The following is a 16,817-nucleotide window of genomic DNA, read 5'->3' as shown; positions in this document are numbered from 1 at the left end:
ACCCCCCCTGCCCCCCCCGCCCCGTTGCGTACGTCAGGCCGTGCCTCCGTCTGGGTGAAGCAACCTCGAAACGTGATTCAGGAGTGGTATGTTCAACATGTCGAAAGGGGAAGATCCGTCGTTCGACATATTGCAGCGGAGCGACGAACTCGCCAGGAGGCCACCGTGATCCCCTACGGCAGCAAGCCGGTCGGCATCGACCGCGCCGCCGAGATGCTGGGGAAGAGCCCGGGGACCCTGCGCAACACGCGCATCTGGGAGAAGGTGCGCACCCTCAACCGGCCCGGCGCCCGGGTCACCCGAATCTTCGATGAGGCGGACCTGGCGGCGTACCGCGACGGCACGCCCCTGCCGCCACAGCCGGCGCCGCATCCGCGCGACCTCCTCGACGTCGAGGAGGCCCGGCTGGCGATCCCGGAAGAGCGGCGGCCCACGCAGAAGACGTGGCAGACCTACGTGTACGCCACGGACAAGGACGGCATCGGCCCGCCCACGGACGCGCGGGTCGAGGGTGTACCCCACTGGTACCGCGAGACCATCGCAGCGTGGGCCGCACGCCCCGACGGGCGCCACCGCACCAAGGGCTCCCGTAACAAGGTGCCGATCGTGCGTGAAGCCGCCGTTCGCAACGCCGCGCGCGTCGCCGAACTCCTCGAGGCCGACCCGTCGGTGACCCCTGCGCAGGTCGCCGCCGACCTCGGCCTGTCCGAGCGTCAGGCAGAGCGCTACCTCGCCGCGGCCGGACGAACCACCGTCAGGGACGGCGCTGCCCAGCGCCGCAAGGAACTTGCGGACTACCTGACACGCAACCCCGACGCGACGCGCCGGCAGATGGCCGAGGCCATGGGCCTCCCCGTCGCCCGCATCGACAAGTACCTGGCCGTCCTCAGGGGCTGATAAGCGGGACCCCGCCGGCTACGCACCTGGCGGAGTTCTCCTCCGGCAGACGTTCGGCCGTCACCTGCGAGACCAGGCGTCGAACTTGCTGTGCTCAAGCGGGTCTTCGACGGACTCCGCCAAGGAAAAGCCGACGTCCTTGTACGTGCCGCGCGACCACGCGAGGAGGACGTCGACGAGTCCGAGTGGCAGGGGCGGGCCCTGGTGCGCGTGCCTCGGGGTGACGATCAGCGGCCACGCGTCGGGCTCTCCCTCGGTCATCCAGCCGAGGTAGTCGCCGTCGATGGACAGGGCGAAGGGGAAGAATCCGCCGGGCTCGGGCCACACCGCGAGCGGGTACCACTCTGGAAACTCCTCCCGGAAATCGCCGTAGGTCTCGACGCAGTCGCGTGCGCTCTCCAGAACGCCGAAGAGCCTCGTGTCCAATGGCGCCGCGAACCGCCACCAACCGTTCCAGCAACCGCTCCCGTAGGTCTCCATGAGCGTTACGTAGTCGCGCGGCAGCGGGGATCCGACAGCGGCGGCCAGGTCGCCCCAGGTCATGCCGTCGCCCAGCCATGTCGCCTCGGGGGGAGGGACCAACTGCCTCAGCGCGTCGAACCCGCCGCCCTTGGTCAGTGCGGCGCGCCGGCGGGCCACGTGGGCAGGCTCGGCCGATGCTGCCGTGCCCGGTACGGATTGTCGCAGGGGTTCGGATTCCATGGCAGGTGATGTTGCCAGCGAGCACCGACGTGGCGCGGTGTAGGTGGCCCGCAGATAGTGATCGACGCTGTCGGGGATCTTGGAAGGCTCTGGTGCCCTGAACAAGAAGGCAGGTCGGGCAGGCTCGGACCGGTGTGCCGCGCCGCAGCCGCATCCGGTTGGATTACCGGATGTCTGTGTTTGAGGTGATCCGTCAGTTGCCGGCCATTGCGGTGGTCAGAGACCGTTCCCGCGCCCTGGCGATGCTGGACGCGATCATGAGCCCGGACTGGGAGTCGCGGTACTACTCGTTCGACAGCCGTTGGGCGCCGGGTGAGGAGCTGGCGTCCATGCGCAACGGAAGCGGCGACGACTACTCCATCGTCTTCTCCGCGGCAGGGGCTTTCGCGCGTGGATACGACCACGAGTCGCCGATGAGCCGGACGTCGCGGCCCTGGCGGGGGCTGGTCGACGCCGTTCCGGAGGACCTGGTCACGCAGGTGACCGAGCCGGCGTTCTGCGACGCGGACGGAACACTGCGGGCCACCGTGTGCTTCTGGCGCGAGTCGCCCGACTCTGCGTGGCACTGCGGCGATGTCGTGCCGCCGGCCGGTGCGGGGCCGGAAGCCGACGGTGCGGCATGGCTCTTCGCGCTCCTCGTGGACGGCCGCCCGGAGGCGTACCGCGAGTTCGCCGAGGACTACTACGAAACAGAGATCGACCTCGACGCCGTCCGTCACGTCTTCGCCCTGCGACCGCTGACCCAGGACCTGGTGACGCGCCTCAACTCCGAGGTATCCCTTGAGGACCTCGCCGACGACCAGGCGGAGATCGGCTACCCGGTCCAGAGCTGACCCGGCCACTTCGCCACGCCACCAGAGGACGCCGGTCCGTTCGGGTGCCCTGGTCAACCGGTGGCGCGCCAGGATCGTGGGCGTGGGATGCGGTTGACGTCGAGGAACCGCTGGAGTGCGGTGGGGCTTCTGAACTGAAGCTCGGGTGCGGGCGGGAGGTGTGCGGTGATGCGTTCGAGGTTGATCGCGATCGCGGTGAGCATGTGTTGGTCGTGGGCTTTGTCGGTGGTGCGGTAGCGGCGTTGGCGCATGTCGTGGCCGTTGACGAACTCGTTGATGGTGCTTTCGGCGTCGGCGCGGACGACGTGGCGGGTCCACCAGCGTCGGGTCGGCTGCTGGGCGCGCTTCGCTCTGTGCCGAGTTGAGTTCCTGTGGCAGGAAGGTCAGGAGCCGGAAGGTGCTGCGTGTGCAACTGTTCCTCGATGGGCAGAGTCCGCAGTCGTCTTTGGAGAACTTCACCTGCACGTAGGGGGCGTTGGAGAAATTGGACGCCCATCGGATGCTGGTCTTGCCTTCGGGGCAGGTGACCTGTTCTGCAGCCCAGCCGACGGCGAAGGCGTCGCGAACGCGGCGCGCATCGCCTCGGAGACCAGCTCCAGCCGGGTCAGGTCCCGGGTCGCCGCCAGGATGTGCGTGGAGTCGGTGCGCTGCCGCCCCCTCTCCCGGATCAGCCCCGCGCCCTTGAGACGCTCCAGCACCGGGCCGAGAAGCCGGTCCGCGCGGCCCTCCTCGGACAGGCGCTCGCGGAAGTCGGACAACACGCTGTGGTGGAAGCCCGGGTCGTCCAACTCCATCCCGAGCGCGTACTTCACGTCGATCCGGCAGCGCACCGCCTCCGCAGCCTGCCGGTCCGACAACTCCTTCAGGAACTGCAACACGAACACCGTCGCCAGCTGCGCCGGCGACAGCCCCGGCCTGCCGTCCCGCGGGTACCACTCGGCGAAGTCCTCGTCGGACCACAGCCCGTCGAAATGGTCTCGGATCGCCATCGCGGTCGTACCGTACGGGTTGCTGGCCCGCGCCACACGGGCCGTCGGCTCGGGGACCTCTGAACCGGGACGAGGGCGGATGCGGCAGCACGGGCGCGTCCCTCTGCGGAACGCCGCGCTCGGCGGCGGGCCGGTCGTCGCGTTCGCCGGGGCTCCGCCCACGCCTGCCCCGCGACCCCGTCCGCCTGCTCGTTCCGCCTGCTCGTTCCGACTGCTCCTTCCACCCGTCCAAAACCCTGAGACAGCGAGGGACTTCATGCATCAACCAAGTGCCGGGCCGTCGGCTGTCGCATGGTGGCGTGCCGGGGTGGCGCAGGTCTTGCGCAGGTGGCGAATCGGCTTCTTGTCGCGGATCCGCGTGACCCCGGGCCGGTCGGCGCGTTGCCCATGGGAACGGGCACGCGAATCCGCTGCGTGCCGCGTGACCGGCACGGGGGCGGTCCTCTGGCCTCCGTGGGCGGGCCCACGAGCGCAGCAGGCCGATGAGGAGCATTCACGTGACCGGGACCAGGACGCCACACCCCCTCGCGCACGACGCGCTGATCTGCGTCGACGCCCCGGGGATGGCGATCTGTCCGCTGGACGGCCAACTGCGCGGCCGGGGCGTCCAAGGGCTGTTCCACGACGGTCGACGACTGCTCGCACGCTCGCTGGTGACCATCGGGGGCAGCGAGCCCGAGCCGTTGTCGTCCCACGTGGTGGGCTCGGGGGCCGCGCGGTTCCTGGCCATACACCGTTTCGTCGCGGATCCCACCCCGGACCCAGTCTTGGTGGTGGACCGCACGAGACAGGCGGACGGGCGCGAGCGGGTCGTCGTGCGCAACACGGCGACCCGCCCGGTCCGAGTGCCCGTGGAACTGACCCTCGGCACCGACCTGGCACCGCTGTCCGAACTGCGCAACGGCCGCCGTGGACCGGATCTGCCGGCACGCGTGTGCCCGGGCGGGCTCAGTTGGGCGTCCTCCGACGGCTGGGGCGTGCGCGCCGTCGCGGCTCCGGCGCCGGAGACCGCGTTGGCGGCCTCGGGCCTCCTGCGCTGGGACATCACCCTCGAACCGGCCACGTCATGGACGGTCGAGCTGCGGGTGACCGGCGAGCCCAGGGGAGTGCGTACGACAGCGAGCGTCGGCCTGCCCGGGATTCCGGCGCCGCGCGCGCCGTTGGGGCCGCCGCCGTGGTCGGAGGCGCGCGTGCGCTGCGACGACTTCCGGGTGGCGGCCTGGGTCCGGCAAAGCCTGATGGACCTGCGCGGGCTGCTGATCGCCGACCCCGAGCACCGCACAGTGCCGATGCCGGCGGCCGGCGCCCCCTGGCAGCTCACGCCGACCGGACGCGACAGCCTGTGGACGGCACGCATGCTGCTCCCGCTCGGCACGCGCCTGGCGGCCGGGACACTTCGCATGCTCGCCGACCGCCAGGGCTCCCGCTCGGATCCGGCGACCGGGGAGGAGCCCGGCAAGATCCCGCACTCCCTGGGGCCCGGTGGCCGCGTGTCGCGCTACGACTGCGTCGGCTCCACAGCGCTGTACGTCACGCTGCTCGGCGAGGCGCGGCGCTGGGGCTTGTCCGACTCCGAGGCCGAACCTCTCCTGCCGCACCTCGACCGTGCCCTGGAGCACATCGCCGCGACGATGGACGCCGATCCGGACGGCATCGTCCGCCTCGGCCCCGGCGGTCCGGCGCCGTGCGAGTTGCAGGGGCAGACGTACCAGGCCGCCTGTCACGCGGCGGTCCTGCTGCGCGAGCGCGCGCCCGAGGCGGCCGAGCAGTGGGACGACCGCGCGCGCAGGCTCGCGACGGCGTTCCGGGAGCGCTTTCGCACCGAGGACGGCGCGGGCGTGTTCTACGCCGCGGCGCTCAACGCCGAGGGCCGTCCGGTCGCGGTGCCCAACTCCGCCATGGGCCAGCTTCCCGGCACGGGGATCCTCGACGAGGACGGCTGCGCCGACGTGGCCCGCCGCCTGCTCAGCCCCGACCTCAATTGCGGATGGGGGCTGCGGGGCGTGGGTTCCCGCACCGTCGGGTACCACCCGCTGGCGGTGCGGGGAGGCGTCGTACGCGCGCACGAGACGTGTGTCGCGGTGGCGGGTCTCGCGGCGTCGGGCCAGGCGGAGGCGGCGTACGAGCTGCTGTCCGGACTCCTGGAAGCGGCCCCGTACTTCGGCTACCGCATGCCCGAGATGCACGCGGGCGAGCAGCGCGTGGCCGGGCACGCACCGGTCGCCCACCCCCTCGCGTGCCGCCCGCTGGCCCGCTCGGCGGCAGCCGTCCTGCCCGCCCTCGTTGCGCTGGCGGGTGTGCGACCCGACGCGCCCGAGGAACGAGTCGTCGTACGGCCGCCGACGGCGCCCGCGTTCGGCGAGCTGGAACTCGCCGATCTCCGCATCGCCGGCGAGGCGTTCACCGTCCGCGTCAACCGCCAGGGGCAAGCCGTGGTGGAGGAAGCACCCGAGGGATTCCAACTCGCCGAATGACCGCGTAAGGAGGGCGTGCCGCACACGGACCCACTCCCGACCCACCAACGGGTCGATTCGCGAGGACGGCTGTTTATCGTCAGGCAGACGACTAAGATCGACGCATGTCGCCCTCCGACGCCTCGCAATTCCCGCCCTTCGGAGTCACCGTCGATCTCGTGGTGCTCACTGTCCGGGACCACACGCTGAACGCCCTGACCATCCGTCGCGGCGAACCGCCGTATCAGGGCCAGTGGGCGCTGCCAGGCGGGTTCGTCCGACCGGACGAGGGATTGGAGGCGGCGGCCGCACGCGAACTCGCCGAGGAGACCGGGCTCGATCAACTCCCGGTCCACTTGGAGCAGTTGGCGACCTTTGGCGACCCCGGACGGGACCCGCGCATGCGGGTCGTGAGTGTGGCCTACCTGGTGCTCGCGCCGGACCTCCCCGCCCCCCGACCCGGCGGCGACGCGGCGGGTGCGCGCTGGACCACGGCGGCGGAGTTGGGCGACGGGTCGAGGCTGGCGTTCGACCACACGCGGATTCTGGAGGAGGGGGTGGAAAGGGCGCGCGCGAAGATCGAGTACTCGTCGCTGGCGGCGGCGTTCTGCCCCGAGGAGTTCACGGTCGGCGAGCTGCGCCGGGTGTACGAGGCGGTGTGGGGCGTCGCGCTGGACCCGCGCAACTTCCACCGCAAGGTCACCGGGACCCCGGACTTCCTGGTCCCGACCGGGGGCACCACGACGCGTCAGGGCGGTCGTCCGGCGCAGTTGTTCCGCCGTGGCTCGGCGGAGAAGCTCAATCCGCCGATGCTGCGCCCCGAGGCGTAGCACTCCGCGACCGCGCATCCGCGCCGTCCGTCATCCGGCCGGGCCGCCCGGACCGGCCGGACCACTCGGACCACCCGTCCGTGCTTCGACCGCTCGCGACCCGACTGTCCGCGGTCCGCACCGTTCCGCGACCGCGACAGTCCACCGCACGCCGCGTACCGTCCGCTGTGCGCCGTCTCCGAAAAAACGGCGCCGCTCGCCGCACCGGTCCCCGGACGCGGGCGCCGCGCCCCGCCCGAGGCCGGAATGCGTGCGCGGTCTTGACCAGTGCCGGTCGAGCCGGGGACGCCGCCGGGCTCAGTCCTGTCCTCCGATGTCCAGCGCCATGGCGTCGTAGACGAGCTGATTGTCGCGCCTGCGGTGGCTGCCCCACTGCTTGAGCAGTTCGCGGACGCGCGGGCGCATGCTGCTGAGCCCCGCGGGATCGTCCTTGGCCCGTGACGCCCCGGCGTTGAGGTCGTCCAGCATCGCGCTCAGTCGTCCGTGCTCACGGCGCAGGCGGCTGACCGCGCACGCGAGCCGCGGCTCACTGCGGCGTACCTCGTCGTAGAGCCCGTCGGGTCCCTCCGTGGCCGCGATGTGCTCGTGCAGGTCGGCCCGGAGCTGGCGCAGGCCCGAGCGCAGTTGCTCGGCCCAGTCGGCGTTCTTGGCGGCCAGGCCGCCGCGCAGCAGGGCCAGCGCGTCGACCGCGGGCGACGAGGCGGGTGGGACGCCGGTGACGCCGGAATACGTGGGGGCTGGGTACATGGGGGACATGCCGGCCTCCGGGCGTTCGTGGTGGGTCTTTCGATGGTCCCTCTCGGCCGAGATCTCTGTCCAGAGTTGAGCTTCTCCTTTGCTATTCAGATTCTTCTTCGCTTATGCGGCATGGATACAACTAAATCCGTATTCGTCCATGTACTGTCCGAAATGTTCATGCGGACGCTGTCGACGGCAGGCCACTCGGCGACGGGCGAATCAAGCAGCGAGCACTACGACGGACACGACGGACCAAGACGGACGACCACGGACGACAAGGGACGACGCGATGATCGAGGCCCAGGGGCTCACGCGGAAGTACGGCGGTGCGCTCGCCGTCGACGGGCTGTCGTTCTCGGTGCGGCCCGGCCAGGTCACGGCGTTCATCGGGCCGAACGGGGCGGGCAAGTCCACCGCGCTGCGCATGATGCTGCAACTGGAGCGCGGCCGCGGCCGGACGTACTTCAGCGGCCGCCGCTACCGCGAACTCCGCCACCCTGCGCGCGAGGTGGGCGCCTGGCTCGGCACCGAGCCCGCGTACCCGCGCCGCCGCGCGCGCACCGAGCTGCGGGTCCTCGCCGCCGCGCACGGGATCCGGCGGGCGCGCGTCGACGAGGTTCTGGACCTCGTCGGCCTCACCCCGGTGGCAGGCGTGCGCGTCGGCTCCCTCTCGTCCGGCGCACGCGGCCGCCTCGGCCTCGCCGGCGCCCTGCTCGGCGATCCGCACACCCTCGTCCTGGACGAGCCCTCGGCCGGGCAGGACCCCGAAGGCGCGCGCTGGATCCGCGAGTTCCTGCGCGCGTACGCCACCCAGGGGCGCACCGTCCTCGTCGCGGGACACGGCCTCAGCGAACTCACGGACTGCGCCGACCGCGTCCTGGCGGTGGCACGCGGCAGGCTGGTGGCCGACGAGTCGGCGGGCGAGTACCGCAGTCGCGCCGAGGGACACGAGGTGTACGTGCGTACGCCGCAGGTCGACCGCCTCTCCGAACTGCTGCGCCGCGAAGGCCTCGCGGTACACGCGCACGGCGGAACAGTGCTCACGGTCAGCGGCGCCGACCGCGCCCGCGTCGGCGAGATCGCCTTCCGGGGCAACGTCCTGATGCACGAACTGGCGCAGCGCGAGATCTCCGTCGCCGACGCCTTCTGCGCCGTGACCGCGCGCTCACGCGCGTCCGCCGCAGAACATGCCACGCTGGCACTGCTCGCGGACGCCGCCCGTCGCCCCTCGGGCCGTGCGGGCCGCAAGCTCCTGCGCAGGCGCGCCGAGGCGGCCGGGCCGGAGACCGTGGCGATGCGAATGGGCTACGACCACGGAGAAGGCATCTCGGACGACACGTACGGTGTGTGCACGGACGCGGCGATCCCCGCGCCCGCCGCCGAGGTCGGCACCCCGGCGAACACCGGCCCGTCCGCCGCCGGTGCGGCCCCCGGCGGCCACCACGAAGCGGCGCACCAGGCTTCGCACAACTCCACCAACTCCGTTGCGCCCGCAAGTGGTTCCGCATACCAGCCGGACCCCGAGGGTCGGGCGGACCACGCCGGCCGCGCCGGCCACCGCCGCCCCAAGCACCGCCGCTGGCTCTCGCGCGGCGGCCACGGCGATCAGGGCGACCACGACGACCACGACGCCCGCGGCGGCCGCAGCGACGAGGGGGACCTGGGCATCCGCGAGGACCCCCGCCACATCCGCAGCGAAGGGCCGGCCCGCAACCTCACCCGAGGTCCCGCCGAAAACCCGAGGCCCAACCCCGCAAACCCGACCGCAGACGAGGTGAACGCGTGACCGCGATCCGCTACGAACTCGCCCGGCTGCGCACCGTACGGGCCACCTGGGGCGCAGCGTTCGGAGTCCTCGCCATCGGCGCGGCGACCACCTGGGTCGAGGCGCGCGACCTGGGCACGGTGCCCGTCGAAGCGGGCGATGCCGCGCTGGTCCTGACCGCGGGGGCGGTGGGCTCCGCCACGCCGCTCGCAGTGCTCGTCGTCGTGTTCGCGGCCGTTCTCTCCTGCACGCGTGAGCAACGGGCCGCCGCACTGCCGACGTTGCTCCTGACCCTGCCCCGGCGCAGCCGCGTGCTGGCCGCGAAGGTCGCCGTGTCGGCGGTGCTGGGTGCGTTCATCGGGGCTTTGGGACTCTTCGTCAACGGCGTCGTCGCGGCTTCGGTCTTCGGCCCGGAGTTCCGGACGCTGGTGTGGGACCAGGCGCCCGCGCCGCGCGTCCTGCTCGGGTACGTCGTCTACCTCGCCCTCGCGGCCGTACTCGGTGTCGCAGTCGGTGTGCTGGCCAGGGGAGCGGCGATCGCGGCCGGGCTGCTCGCCGCCGGGCCTGTGCTGATCGAACCGATGCTCGGCCGGGTCGCCGGGATCGCGCTCCCGGAGCGCTTCCAGGAGTGGCAGGCGTACCTCCCGTTCAACGCCGCCGACCGCATGCTGGCCACCGGCGGCGGAGGGTTGACCGCGCGCGAGGCCGCTCTCGTGTTCGGCGGCTGGACCGCTGCGGCGCTGCTGCTCGCCGCGGTCGTCTTCGCCCGGCGCGACGCCCGCTGAACCGGCCCCGGAATCACCCGCTGAACCATCGACCTACAGGCTGAACGATCGCCGACACAAAGGCCGAACGACCGCCGACGTACAGGCTGAACGACCGCCGGCCCACAGGCTGAACCTCCATCGGCCCACAGGCTGAACGACCGCCGAACCACGGCCCGAGCCACCGGCCGAGCAACCGGCCGAGCACCAACTCAGCCCCCACCGGCGAACCTCAACAAACAACCCAGAGGCATATCTTCGTAACAGACACCCCAAAGAATCACGTCCGGCCCAGCCCCGTCGCACGGACGAGCGACGGCGACGCAAGGCCGATCACCCTTTCGTGTTTTTTTCAGCCGGGATCGTCGGAACGGCTCAAGCCCGGCCCGCGCCGCGCCGAGATGAAGGAGCGTGAGTATCGCTCCCCACCAACCCATGCCCACCGCGGGCGCGACCACCGTCGCGTCGCCGGCCGACCCCTACCGGGTGCCCGTCGCGGACCTGTCGATGACCGGCACCGAGACCCTGCCCACGCAGCACTATGCGTGGGACGGCTCCGACCTGGAGCCCATGCGTGCGCCCCGCAAACCCGGTGGCGGCCGGGGCCGCGGTCTGCACGGCCAACTGGTGCAGCAGCTCGGCCAGATGATCGTCGCCGGCGAGGTCGGCGCCGAACGCCCGCTGGTCCCCGAGGAGATCGGCCAGCGTTTCGAGGTCTCGCGCACAGTCGTCCGCGAGTCGCTCCGTGTCTTGGAGGCGAAGGGCCTCGTCAGCGCCCGTCCCAACGTCGGTACGCGCGTGCGTCCCGTGGCCGACTGGAACCTCCTCGACCCCGACATCATCGAGTGGCGCGCGTGCGGTCCGCAGCGCGACGCCCAGCGCCGCGAGCTGTTCGAACTGCGCTGGGGGATCGAGCCGTTGGCCGCGCACATGGCCGCGTGTCGCAACCACCCCGACGTCGTACGCCGCCTCGGCGAGGTCGTCGTCATCATGCAGCGCTCGGTGGCCCAGCCGGACCCGATGACCTACTCGCGGGCCGACGCCGAGTTCCACGGCCTGCTCCTCCAGGTCGCGGGCAACCGCATGCTCGAACACCTCGCCGGGATCGTGGCGTCCGCGCTCCAGGTCTCCGGCGGCCACACCGCGGGCTGCGAACACCTGTCCGACGCCTCGGTCGCCCTGCACTCGCGCCTGGTGGACGCCGTCGCGGCGGGTGACGGCGAGGGCGCCGAGGCCGCGATGCGCTCGCTGCTCGCCGTACACCCCGAGGTCGAACGACTGTTCCCGGCGCCTCGCGAAGGCTGACCAGCCCCGCCCCGACCGGCCAAGTAAGGTCAACCAAAGCCTGACAGATCGTCAGTATCGAGGCGTCGGCGGCCCGTTCCGCGGGTACCGGACCGGTACCCGCACGTCGGGCCGCCGACGCCGACCCGTTCCGGGGGCGCCGGGCACCGGNCCCCCCCCCCCCCCCCCCCCCCCCCCCCCCCCCCCCCCCCCCCCCCCCCCCCCCCCCCCCCCCCCCCCCCCCCCCCCCCCCCCCCCCCCCCCCCGACCCGTTCCGGGGGCGCCGGGCACCGGCCCGTGCGCGGCACACAGAGAGTCGTGCCAATCACTCCCGGTGAGGCGGGGGTCGTGATTACCCTCGATGTCTGACGCGTTTTCGGACCGGTCCAGCACGGGCGTTCGGGCGGACCGAAACGACAGGTGGGGATTGACGCAGTGACCGACGACATGGTGCGCGACGACCCGTCCACGGCGGCCGAGGCGCTTTCCGGGGCGGTGCTCGACGCACTCTGCGGCGAGTCCTCGGTGGCGTTCGCCCTCTACGACCGCGACCTCCGCTACCTGCTGGTGAGCGAGGCGCTCGCCCGTGTCAACCGCGTCCCCGCCGCCGATCATCTCGGGCGCCGGCCAAGCGAGTTCCTGCCGGAAGACCTGGCCTCCAAGATCGAGAAGACCATCGCCATGGTTTTCGACCACGAGCAGGGCCACGCCGAGACCGACGTCGTCCTCGCACCCCCGGAATGGCACGAGACGCGCCACCTGGAGTCCCGCTGGGTCCCCGTCCGCGACCCCGACGGCTCGGTCCGGGCGGTGCTGGCCGTCGTCTCCGACGTGACCGAGAACCGGCATCGCGAGGAACTGCTGCGGTCGAGCCAATGGCGCACCGCGCGCCTCCAGTTGATGACCGCGCGTTTGGCCGGTGCGCTCACCGTCGCCGAGGTCGAGGCGGCCGTCGCCGAACTCGCCCGCAGCATCGACGCGGTGGACTCCGGCCTGTTCCTGGTCGACGACGCGGCGCCGGTGTTCCCGTGGCCCAACGTGCCGCCCGCCCGCGCGCCCCGCCGCGCGCGCGTCATCCCCGCGGAGTGGCCCGACGCCCTGATGCGGGCCGTCCGCGAGGGCACTCCCGTGTACGCGTGCCCCGCCCCCGAATCCGCCGCCCTCGAATCCGCCGCCCCCGAAACACCCGCCGCCGCCCCGCCCCTCGGCACCAGACCGGCCCCCGCGCCCACCTCCGTCGGCCACGGTTCCCTCACCGTCCCCGGTATGCGACCCCACCCCGACGCCCCGCCCGGTGAACGTGCCTCCGTGACCCTGCCGCTGCTCGGCTCCGGAGCACCCCTCGGCGCCGTCCGCTTCACGTTCCGCGACGCACGCGCCTTCGGTCCCGACGACCGGGTGTTCCTGGAGGCGTTCGCGGGCCAGTGCGCGCTGGCGGTCGAGCGGTCGCGGCTGTACGAGCGCGAGCACCGAACCGCCGTGGAGCTCCAACGCAGCCTGCTGCCCGACCGCCTCCCGGTCGTCGACGGCGTCGAGTTCGACTACCGCTACCTGCCCGGCGCCCCGGGCTTCGAGGTGGGCGGCGACTGGTACGACGTCTTCCGCATCCCCGGCGGCCGCGTCGCGATCGTCGTCGGCGACGTGATCGGCAAGGGCCTGACCGCCGCCGCGGGCATGGGCCGGGTACGCGCCGCACTCCGCGCGCTGGCCTTCACCAACCCCGACCCGGTGGCCGTGCTGACCGGCCTGGACCGGCTCTTCACCGCCACCGAGGACGACGAATCGCTGACCACCCTCATCTACGGTGTCATCGACCCGGAAACGGGAACTCTCGAATTGGCCGACGCCGGGCACCTTCCGGTGCTCATCATCACGGCGGACGGCAAGGCGAGGCTGGTGGACGAAGGGAAGGCGTCGACGCCGCTGGGCGTCGCGGAACTGCGTACCAAGAACCGCATGCGGCTCGGCCCCGGCGACGTCCTGGTCGGCTTCTCGGACGGACTGATCGAGAACCGGGCACGCGGCATCGGCCAGGGACTGGACCTGATCCTCGAAGTCGCCAGGTCCGACGCCACGAGATCCGCCATGGGAGGCGCGGGAGGTTTGGAACCATTGCTGTCGAGCATCCTGGAACGTCTGCTGGACGGCCAGGACCGGGACGACGACGTGACGATCCTCGGTGTTCGGATCGCCGGGTCCCAGGGCTCGCGAGGGCTGATGTGACGCCCGCCACCGAGGGGACGCGTAACACTTCGCCGTCCAGCCCGATGAGTACGAAGGTGGCAGCCGTTCAGGAATACCGGCAAGTGTCAGAATGCTGTGGTGAAAAGCACAGTCGCTGAGCACGGTCGGGCGACCTGCACCACTGCCCCCGCCTGAGTGTCGTTCGCCAGGCGGCGAGCGACTGGCTCACATGTCGAACGCCGTCCAGATCCGTCGAGAGGTTGTTTGTGTCGGCCAGCACATCCCGTTCGCTCCCCCCCGAGATCGCCGATTTCGTCAACGTGAAGGCGTTGATCGAGCGGGGTGAGGCTCAGGGGTCCATCGCCAGCGACGAGATTCGCCAGGCGTTCGAGGCCGACCAGATCCCGGCCACCCAGTGGAAGAACGTCCTACGCAGCCTCAACCAGGTCCTTGACCAGGAGGGTGTGGACATCGTGGTTAACGCCGCCGATTCCGCGGCTCCCAAGCGCACCCGTAAGAGCGTGGCGGCGAAGAGCACCGCCAAGCGCACGTCCACCAAGACCGTCGTCTCCGGCAGCGCGGCACGCCCCGCGGCGCCGGCCGCCGCCCCCGCGGCCGCGGAGGACGAGGTCGCCGAGCCGGCGAAGGCCGCCGCCAAGGCACCCGCAAAGAAGGCCGCGGCGAAGAAGAGCGCCGAGGCCCCCGCGAAGAAGACGGCGGCCAAGAAGACGGCCGCCAAGAAGACCGCGTCCAAGGACGGCGAGCCCGAGCTCGACGCCGAGGAGCTCACCGACGAGCTCGAGGGCCCGCCCGGTGACCCCGCGGCGGACGCCGCGCCCGAGGACGAGAACCAGGGCTTCGTCCTGTCCGACGACGACGAGGACGACGCCCCGGCACAGCAGGTCGCCGTCGCGGGTGCGACCGCCGACCCGGTCAAGGACTACCTGAAGCAGATCGGCAAGGTGCCGCTCCTCAACGCGGAGCAGGAGGTCGAGCTCGCCAAGCGCATCGAGGCCGGCCTGTTCGCCGAGGACAAGCTCAACTCCGGCGAGAAGCTGGCTCCGAAGCTCAAGATCGAGCTGGAGATCATCGCCGAGGACGGCCGCCGCGCCAAGAACCACCTGCTGGAGGCGAACCTCCGCCTCGTGGTCTCGCTCGCCAAGCGCTACACCGGCCGCGGCATGCTGTTCCTGGACCTCATCCAGGAGGGCAACCTCGGTCTGATCCGCGCCGTCGAGAAGTTCGACTACACCAAGGGCTACAAGTTCTCGACGTACGCGACCTGGTGGATCCGGCAGGCCATCACCCGTGCGATGGCCGACCAGGCGCGGACCATCCGCATCCCGGTGCACATGGTCGAGGTCATCAACAAGCTGGCCCGCGTCCAGCGCCAGATGCTCCAGGACCTGGGCCGCGAGCCCACCCCGGAGGAGCTGGCCAAGGAACTCGACATGACCCCGGAGAAGGTCATCGAGGTCCAGAAGTACGGTCGCGAGCCGATCTCGCTGCACACCCCGCTCGGCGAGGACGGCGACAGCGAGTTCGGCGACCTGATCGAGGACTCCGAGGCGGTCGTCCCGGCCGACGCGGTCAGCTTCACGCTCCTCCAGGAGCAGCTGCACTCCGTCCTCGACACCCTCTCCGAGCGCGAGGCGGGCGTCGTCTCCATGCGCTTCGGCCTGACCGACGGCCAGCCGAAGACCCTGGACGAGATCGGCAAGGTGTACGGGGTCACCCGTGAGCGCATCCGCCAGATCGAGTCCAAGACGATGTCCAAACTGCGTCACCCGTCCCGCTCCCAGGTCCTGCGCGACTACCTGGACTAAGCACACCGCAGCACCCCGTCAGGGCCCGGAGGCACCCGCCTCCGGGCCCTGACGCTTGTCCGCACCCCTTCACGCCAAGCCCCGCGATCCAGACGCCCGCAACACCGCAGCACCAAGCCACGGCCATCAGCGCCCGCGCACCCGCCCGGCGCCCCCTCGGCCACGCGACGGCACGACGGAGCCCGAGGTGCTGCACGGCTCCGCCTGTGCCTCTCCGCCGCGTTCCGGCGGCCGCCCGGCGACGGGCGCTCCACGCAGACGACGCTCGTCGACTTCGGCTGCGGAGGCCGTCGTTCACCCGTTTGGGCGACGGGGAGGGGCACCGGTTGCAGGGCCGACGGGATCGACGTTCCCTGAAAGTAATGGATCGAGGACACAGCGTGTTCGGCCAGGTGGGGACGGAGGCTGCGGTGACCAGTGTGGGGACGGCGGGTACGGGTGGGTCCGGAGAGGCGAACAGGGCCTGGTGCGCGGAGGCGCGACGGCGGTGGCGGGTGGGGAAGCGGAGCCTGGCGGCCGGAAGTGCCGCGGTGCTCGCTGCCCTCGCGGCGTTGGTGATGCCGAGCGGTGTCGCGGTCGCGGCCGAGAGCGTGCCGCAGGGCCCGCCGAGGGTCGTCGTCGGCGGATCGCCCGCCGACGCCGCGGCGCACCCGTGGATGGTGGCTCTGTCGAGCCGCCAGATGTACGGCTCGGCGCGCTCGGGCCAGTTCTGCGGCGGTGCGCTGATCGCCCCGACCCGGGTACTGACCGCTGCGCACTGTCTGTTCGAGCCGGACGGGCGGCCCGCGCAGCGGCCCGACTTCTCGGTGATCCAGGCACGGACGGACTTGCGGACCACCGCAGGCCGCGAGGCGCGCGTCGCGTCCTGGCACGCGAACCCGGACTTCGACCTCGCCCGCATCGACAAGGACTGGGCCGTGCTGACCCTCGCCGAGCCGCTGCCCGGCCCGGTGCTGCCGATGGTCGGGGCGGGGGAGAACGTGTATGCGGCCGATACGCCCGGGACGGTGCTCGGCTGGGGCGACACCACCGGCAACGGCGACTACTCCCCGGTGCTGCGCCAGGTGACGGTCCCGGTGACCACGGACGCGGCGTGCCGGAGCGCGTATCCGGGCGGCGTCTGGGGGACGTACAACGCCGCCACGATGGTGTGTGCGGGGCTGCGGCAGGGCGGCAAGGACGCGTGCAGCGCCGACAGCGGTGGCCCGCTGCTGATCGGCGGGCGCCTCGCCGGCATCGTCTCGTGGGGCGACGGCTGCGCCCAGCCGCGGAAGTACGGGGTCTACACCCGGGTTTCCGCCTTCGCGGACGACATCCGCGACGCGGCCGGCCTGTCCGGCTGACCCGAGGCAGACGGCCTCACCGTGCGGCGCACGGCTTGGCAGACGGCCGGGCAGGCCGCCCGGCGGGGAGCTGTCCGCCGGGTAACCGGTCCGGGACCCACCGGTGGCGGTGCGATTCCGCCCCGGTGGCGGGGAGGTGTCGTGTGAGCGAACTCACGTGGCACGCACCGCCGAGGATGTTGCGTATGTGACTTCAGAGACCACGGTGG

The 16,817-nt window shown here is 71.9% G+C and carries 13 protein-coding genes and 1 pseudogene; 10 read left to right on the top strand and 4 right to left on the bottom strand.

Annotated features, from left to right (window positions below):
• Positions 1–165: 165 nt before the first annotated feature.
• Positions 166–897 (top strand): hypothetical protein, encoded by a 732-nt coding sequence (locus ACRX5S_RS34660; RefSeq protein WP_436777175.1) that lies wholly within the window; start codon positions 166–168, stop codon positions 895–897.
• Positions 898–957: 60 nt separating this feature from the next.
• Here ACRX5S_RS34660 and ACRX5S_RS34655 read toward each other — a convergent pair whose 3' ends face one another.
• Entirely contained in the window at positions 958–1,599 is a 642-nt protein-coding gene (locus ACRX5S_RS34655; protein WP_436777174.1) for a hypothetical protein, read from the bottom strand.
• A gap of 170 nt (positions 1,600–1,769) precedes the next feature.
• Between ACRX5S_RS34655 and ACRX5S_RS34650 the strand changes: the two genes are divergently transcribed.
• Positions 1,770–2,432 carry a hypothetical protein gene (locus ACRX5S_RS34650; RefSeq protein WP_436777173.1) on the top strand — a complete coding sequence of 221 codons (663 nt, stop codon included), beginning with the start codon at positions 1,770–1,772 and terminating at the stop codon, positions 2,430–2,432.
• 53 nt (positions 2,433–2,485) lie between these two features.
• On the opposite strand, the pseudogene ACRX5S_RS34645 reads toward ACRX5S_RS34650, so the two are convergent.
• Both ACRX5S_RS34645 and ACRX5S_RS34640 read right to left on the bottom strand, forming a co-directional pair.
• Positions 2,486–2,782 (bottom strand): annotated as a pseudogene (locus ACRX5S_RS34645) (transposase); the annotation flags it as partial.
• A 105-nt stretch (positions 2,783–2,887) separates the two neighbouring features.
• Complete coding sequence (locus ACRX5S_RS34640) at positions 2,888–3,421, bottom strand: transposase (RefSeq protein ID WP_436777172.1); 534 nt, start codon at positions 3,419–3,421, stop codon at positions 2,888–2,890.
• Between the two features lie 497 nt (positions 3,422–3,918).
• Here ACRX5S_RS34640 and ACRX5S_RS34635 point away from each other — a divergent pair, with 497 nt between their 5' ends.
• Positions 3,919–5,895 carry an amylo-alpha-1,6-glucosidase gene (locus tag ACRX5S_RS34635; protein ID WP_436777171.1) on the top strand — a complete coding sequence of 659 codons (1,977 nt, stop codon included), beginning with the start codon at positions 3,919–3,921 and terminating at the stop codon, positions 5,893–5,895.
• A 104-nt stretch (positions 5,896–5,999) separates the two neighbouring features.
• On the top strand, positions 6,000–6,704 hold the full coding sequence (locus ACRX5S_RS34630; RefSeq protein WP_436777170.1) for an NUDIX hydrolase: 705 nt from the start codon (positions 6,000–6,002) through the stop codon (positions 6,702–6,704).
• Positions 6,705–7,001: 297 nt separating this feature from the next.
• Here the strand turns inward: ACRX5S_RS34630 and ACRX5S_RS34625 are convergent, their stop codons facing one another.
• Positions 7,002–7,460: a hemerythrin domain-containing protein gene (locus ACRX5S_RS34625; RefSeq protein ID WP_436777169.1), complete on the bottom strand. Its 459-nt coding sequence runs from the start codon at positions 7,458–7,460 to the stop codon at positions 7,002–7,004.
• A 271-nt stretch (positions 7,461–7,731) separates the two neighbouring features.
• On the opposite strand from ACRX5S_RS34625, the gene ACRX5S_RS34620 reads away from it, so the two are divergent.
• From ACRX5S_RS34620 to ACRX5S_RS34595, 6 genes are all read left to right on the top strand, one after another.
• Positions 7,732–9,228, top strand: coding sequence for an ABC transporter ATP-binding protein (locus tag ACRX5S_RS34620; protein ID WP_436777168.1), 1,497 nt, complete (start codon positions 7,732–7,734; stop codon positions 9,226–9,228).
• Positions 9,225–9,992: a hypothetical protein gene (locus tag ACRX5S_RS34615; RefSeq protein WP_436777167.1), complete on the top strand. Its 768-nt coding sequence runs from the start codon at positions 9,225–9,227 to the stop codon at positions 9,990–9,992. Before ACRX5S_RS34620 ends, ACRX5S_RS34615 begins: the two co-directional genes overlap by 4 nt.
• Positions 9,993–10,406: 414 nt before the next feature.
• The gene (locus ACRX5S_RS34610) at positions 10,407–11,276 is read left to right on the top strand and encodes a FadR/GntR family transcriptional regulator (protein WP_436777194.1); all 870 of its coding nucleotides are present in this window, start codon (positions 10,407–10,409) and stop codon (positions 11,274–11,276) included.
• Positions 11,277–11,690: 414 nt separating this feature from the next.
• Positions 11,691–13,478 carry a SpoIIE family protein phosphatase gene (locus ACRX5S_RS34605; protein ID WP_436777166.1) on the top strand — a complete coding sequence of 596 codons (1,788 nt, stop codon included), beginning with the start codon at positions 11,691–11,693 and terminating at the stop codon, positions 13,476–13,478.
• Between the two features lie 221 nt (positions 13,479–13,699).
• Positions 13,700–15,265 (top strand): RNA polymerase sigma factor, encoded by a 1,566-nt coding sequence (locus ACRX5S_RS34600; RefSeq protein WP_436777165.1) that lies wholly within the window; start codon positions 13,700–13,702, stop codon positions 15,263–15,265.
• Positions 15,266–15,759: 494 nt separating this feature from the next.
• Positions 15,760–16,608: a S1 family peptidase gene (locus ACRX5S_RS34595; RefSeq protein ID WP_436777164.1), complete on the top strand. Its 849-nt coding sequence runs from the start codon at positions 15,760–15,762 to the stop codon at positions 16,606–16,608.
• Positions 16,609–16,817 lie beyond the last annotated feature (209 nt).

The organism is Yinghuangia sp. YIM S09857, from assembly GCF_051388915.1.
Taxonomy (GTDB): domain Bacteria; phylum Actinomycetota; class Actinomycetes; order Streptomycetales; family Streptomycetaceae; genus Yinghuangia.
This window is presented reverse-complemented; position numbering and strand designations above follow the sequence as displayed.

What these genes read in the sequence shown, in the direction of transcription:
- ACRX5S_RS34625 (WP_436777169.1), bottom strand. Translation starts at nt 7,460, where the DNA reads ATGTCCCCCATGTACCCAGCCCCCACGTATTCCGGCGTCACCGGCGTC.
- ACRX5S_RS34630 (WP_436777170.1), top strand. Translation starts at nt 6,000, where the DNA reads ATGTCGCCCTCCGACGCCTCGCAATTCCCGCCCTTCGGAGTCACCGTC.
- ACRX5S_RS34640 (WP_436777172.1), bottom strand. Translation starts at nt 3,421, where the DNA reads ATGGCGATCCGAGACCATTTCGACGGGCTGTGGTCCGACGAGGACTTC.
- ACRX5S_RS34655 (WP_436777174.1), bottom strand. Translation starts at nt 1,599, where the DNA reads ATGGAATCCGAACCCCTGCGACAATCCGTACCGGGCACGGCAGCATCG.
- ACRX5S_RS34620 (WP_436777168.1), top strand. Translation starts at nt 7,732, where the DNA reads ATGATCGAGGCCCAGGGGCTCACGCGGAAGTACGGCGGTGCGCTCGCC.
- ACRX5S_RS34610 (WP_436777194.1), top strand. Translation starts at nt 10,407, where the DNA reads ATGCCCACCGCGGGCGCGACCACCGTCGCGTCGCCGGCCGACCCCTAC.
- ACRX5S_RS34650 (WP_436777173.1), top strand. Translation starts at nt 1,770, where the DNA reads ATGTCTGTGTTTGAGGTGATCCGTCAGTTGCCGGCCATTGCGGTGGTC.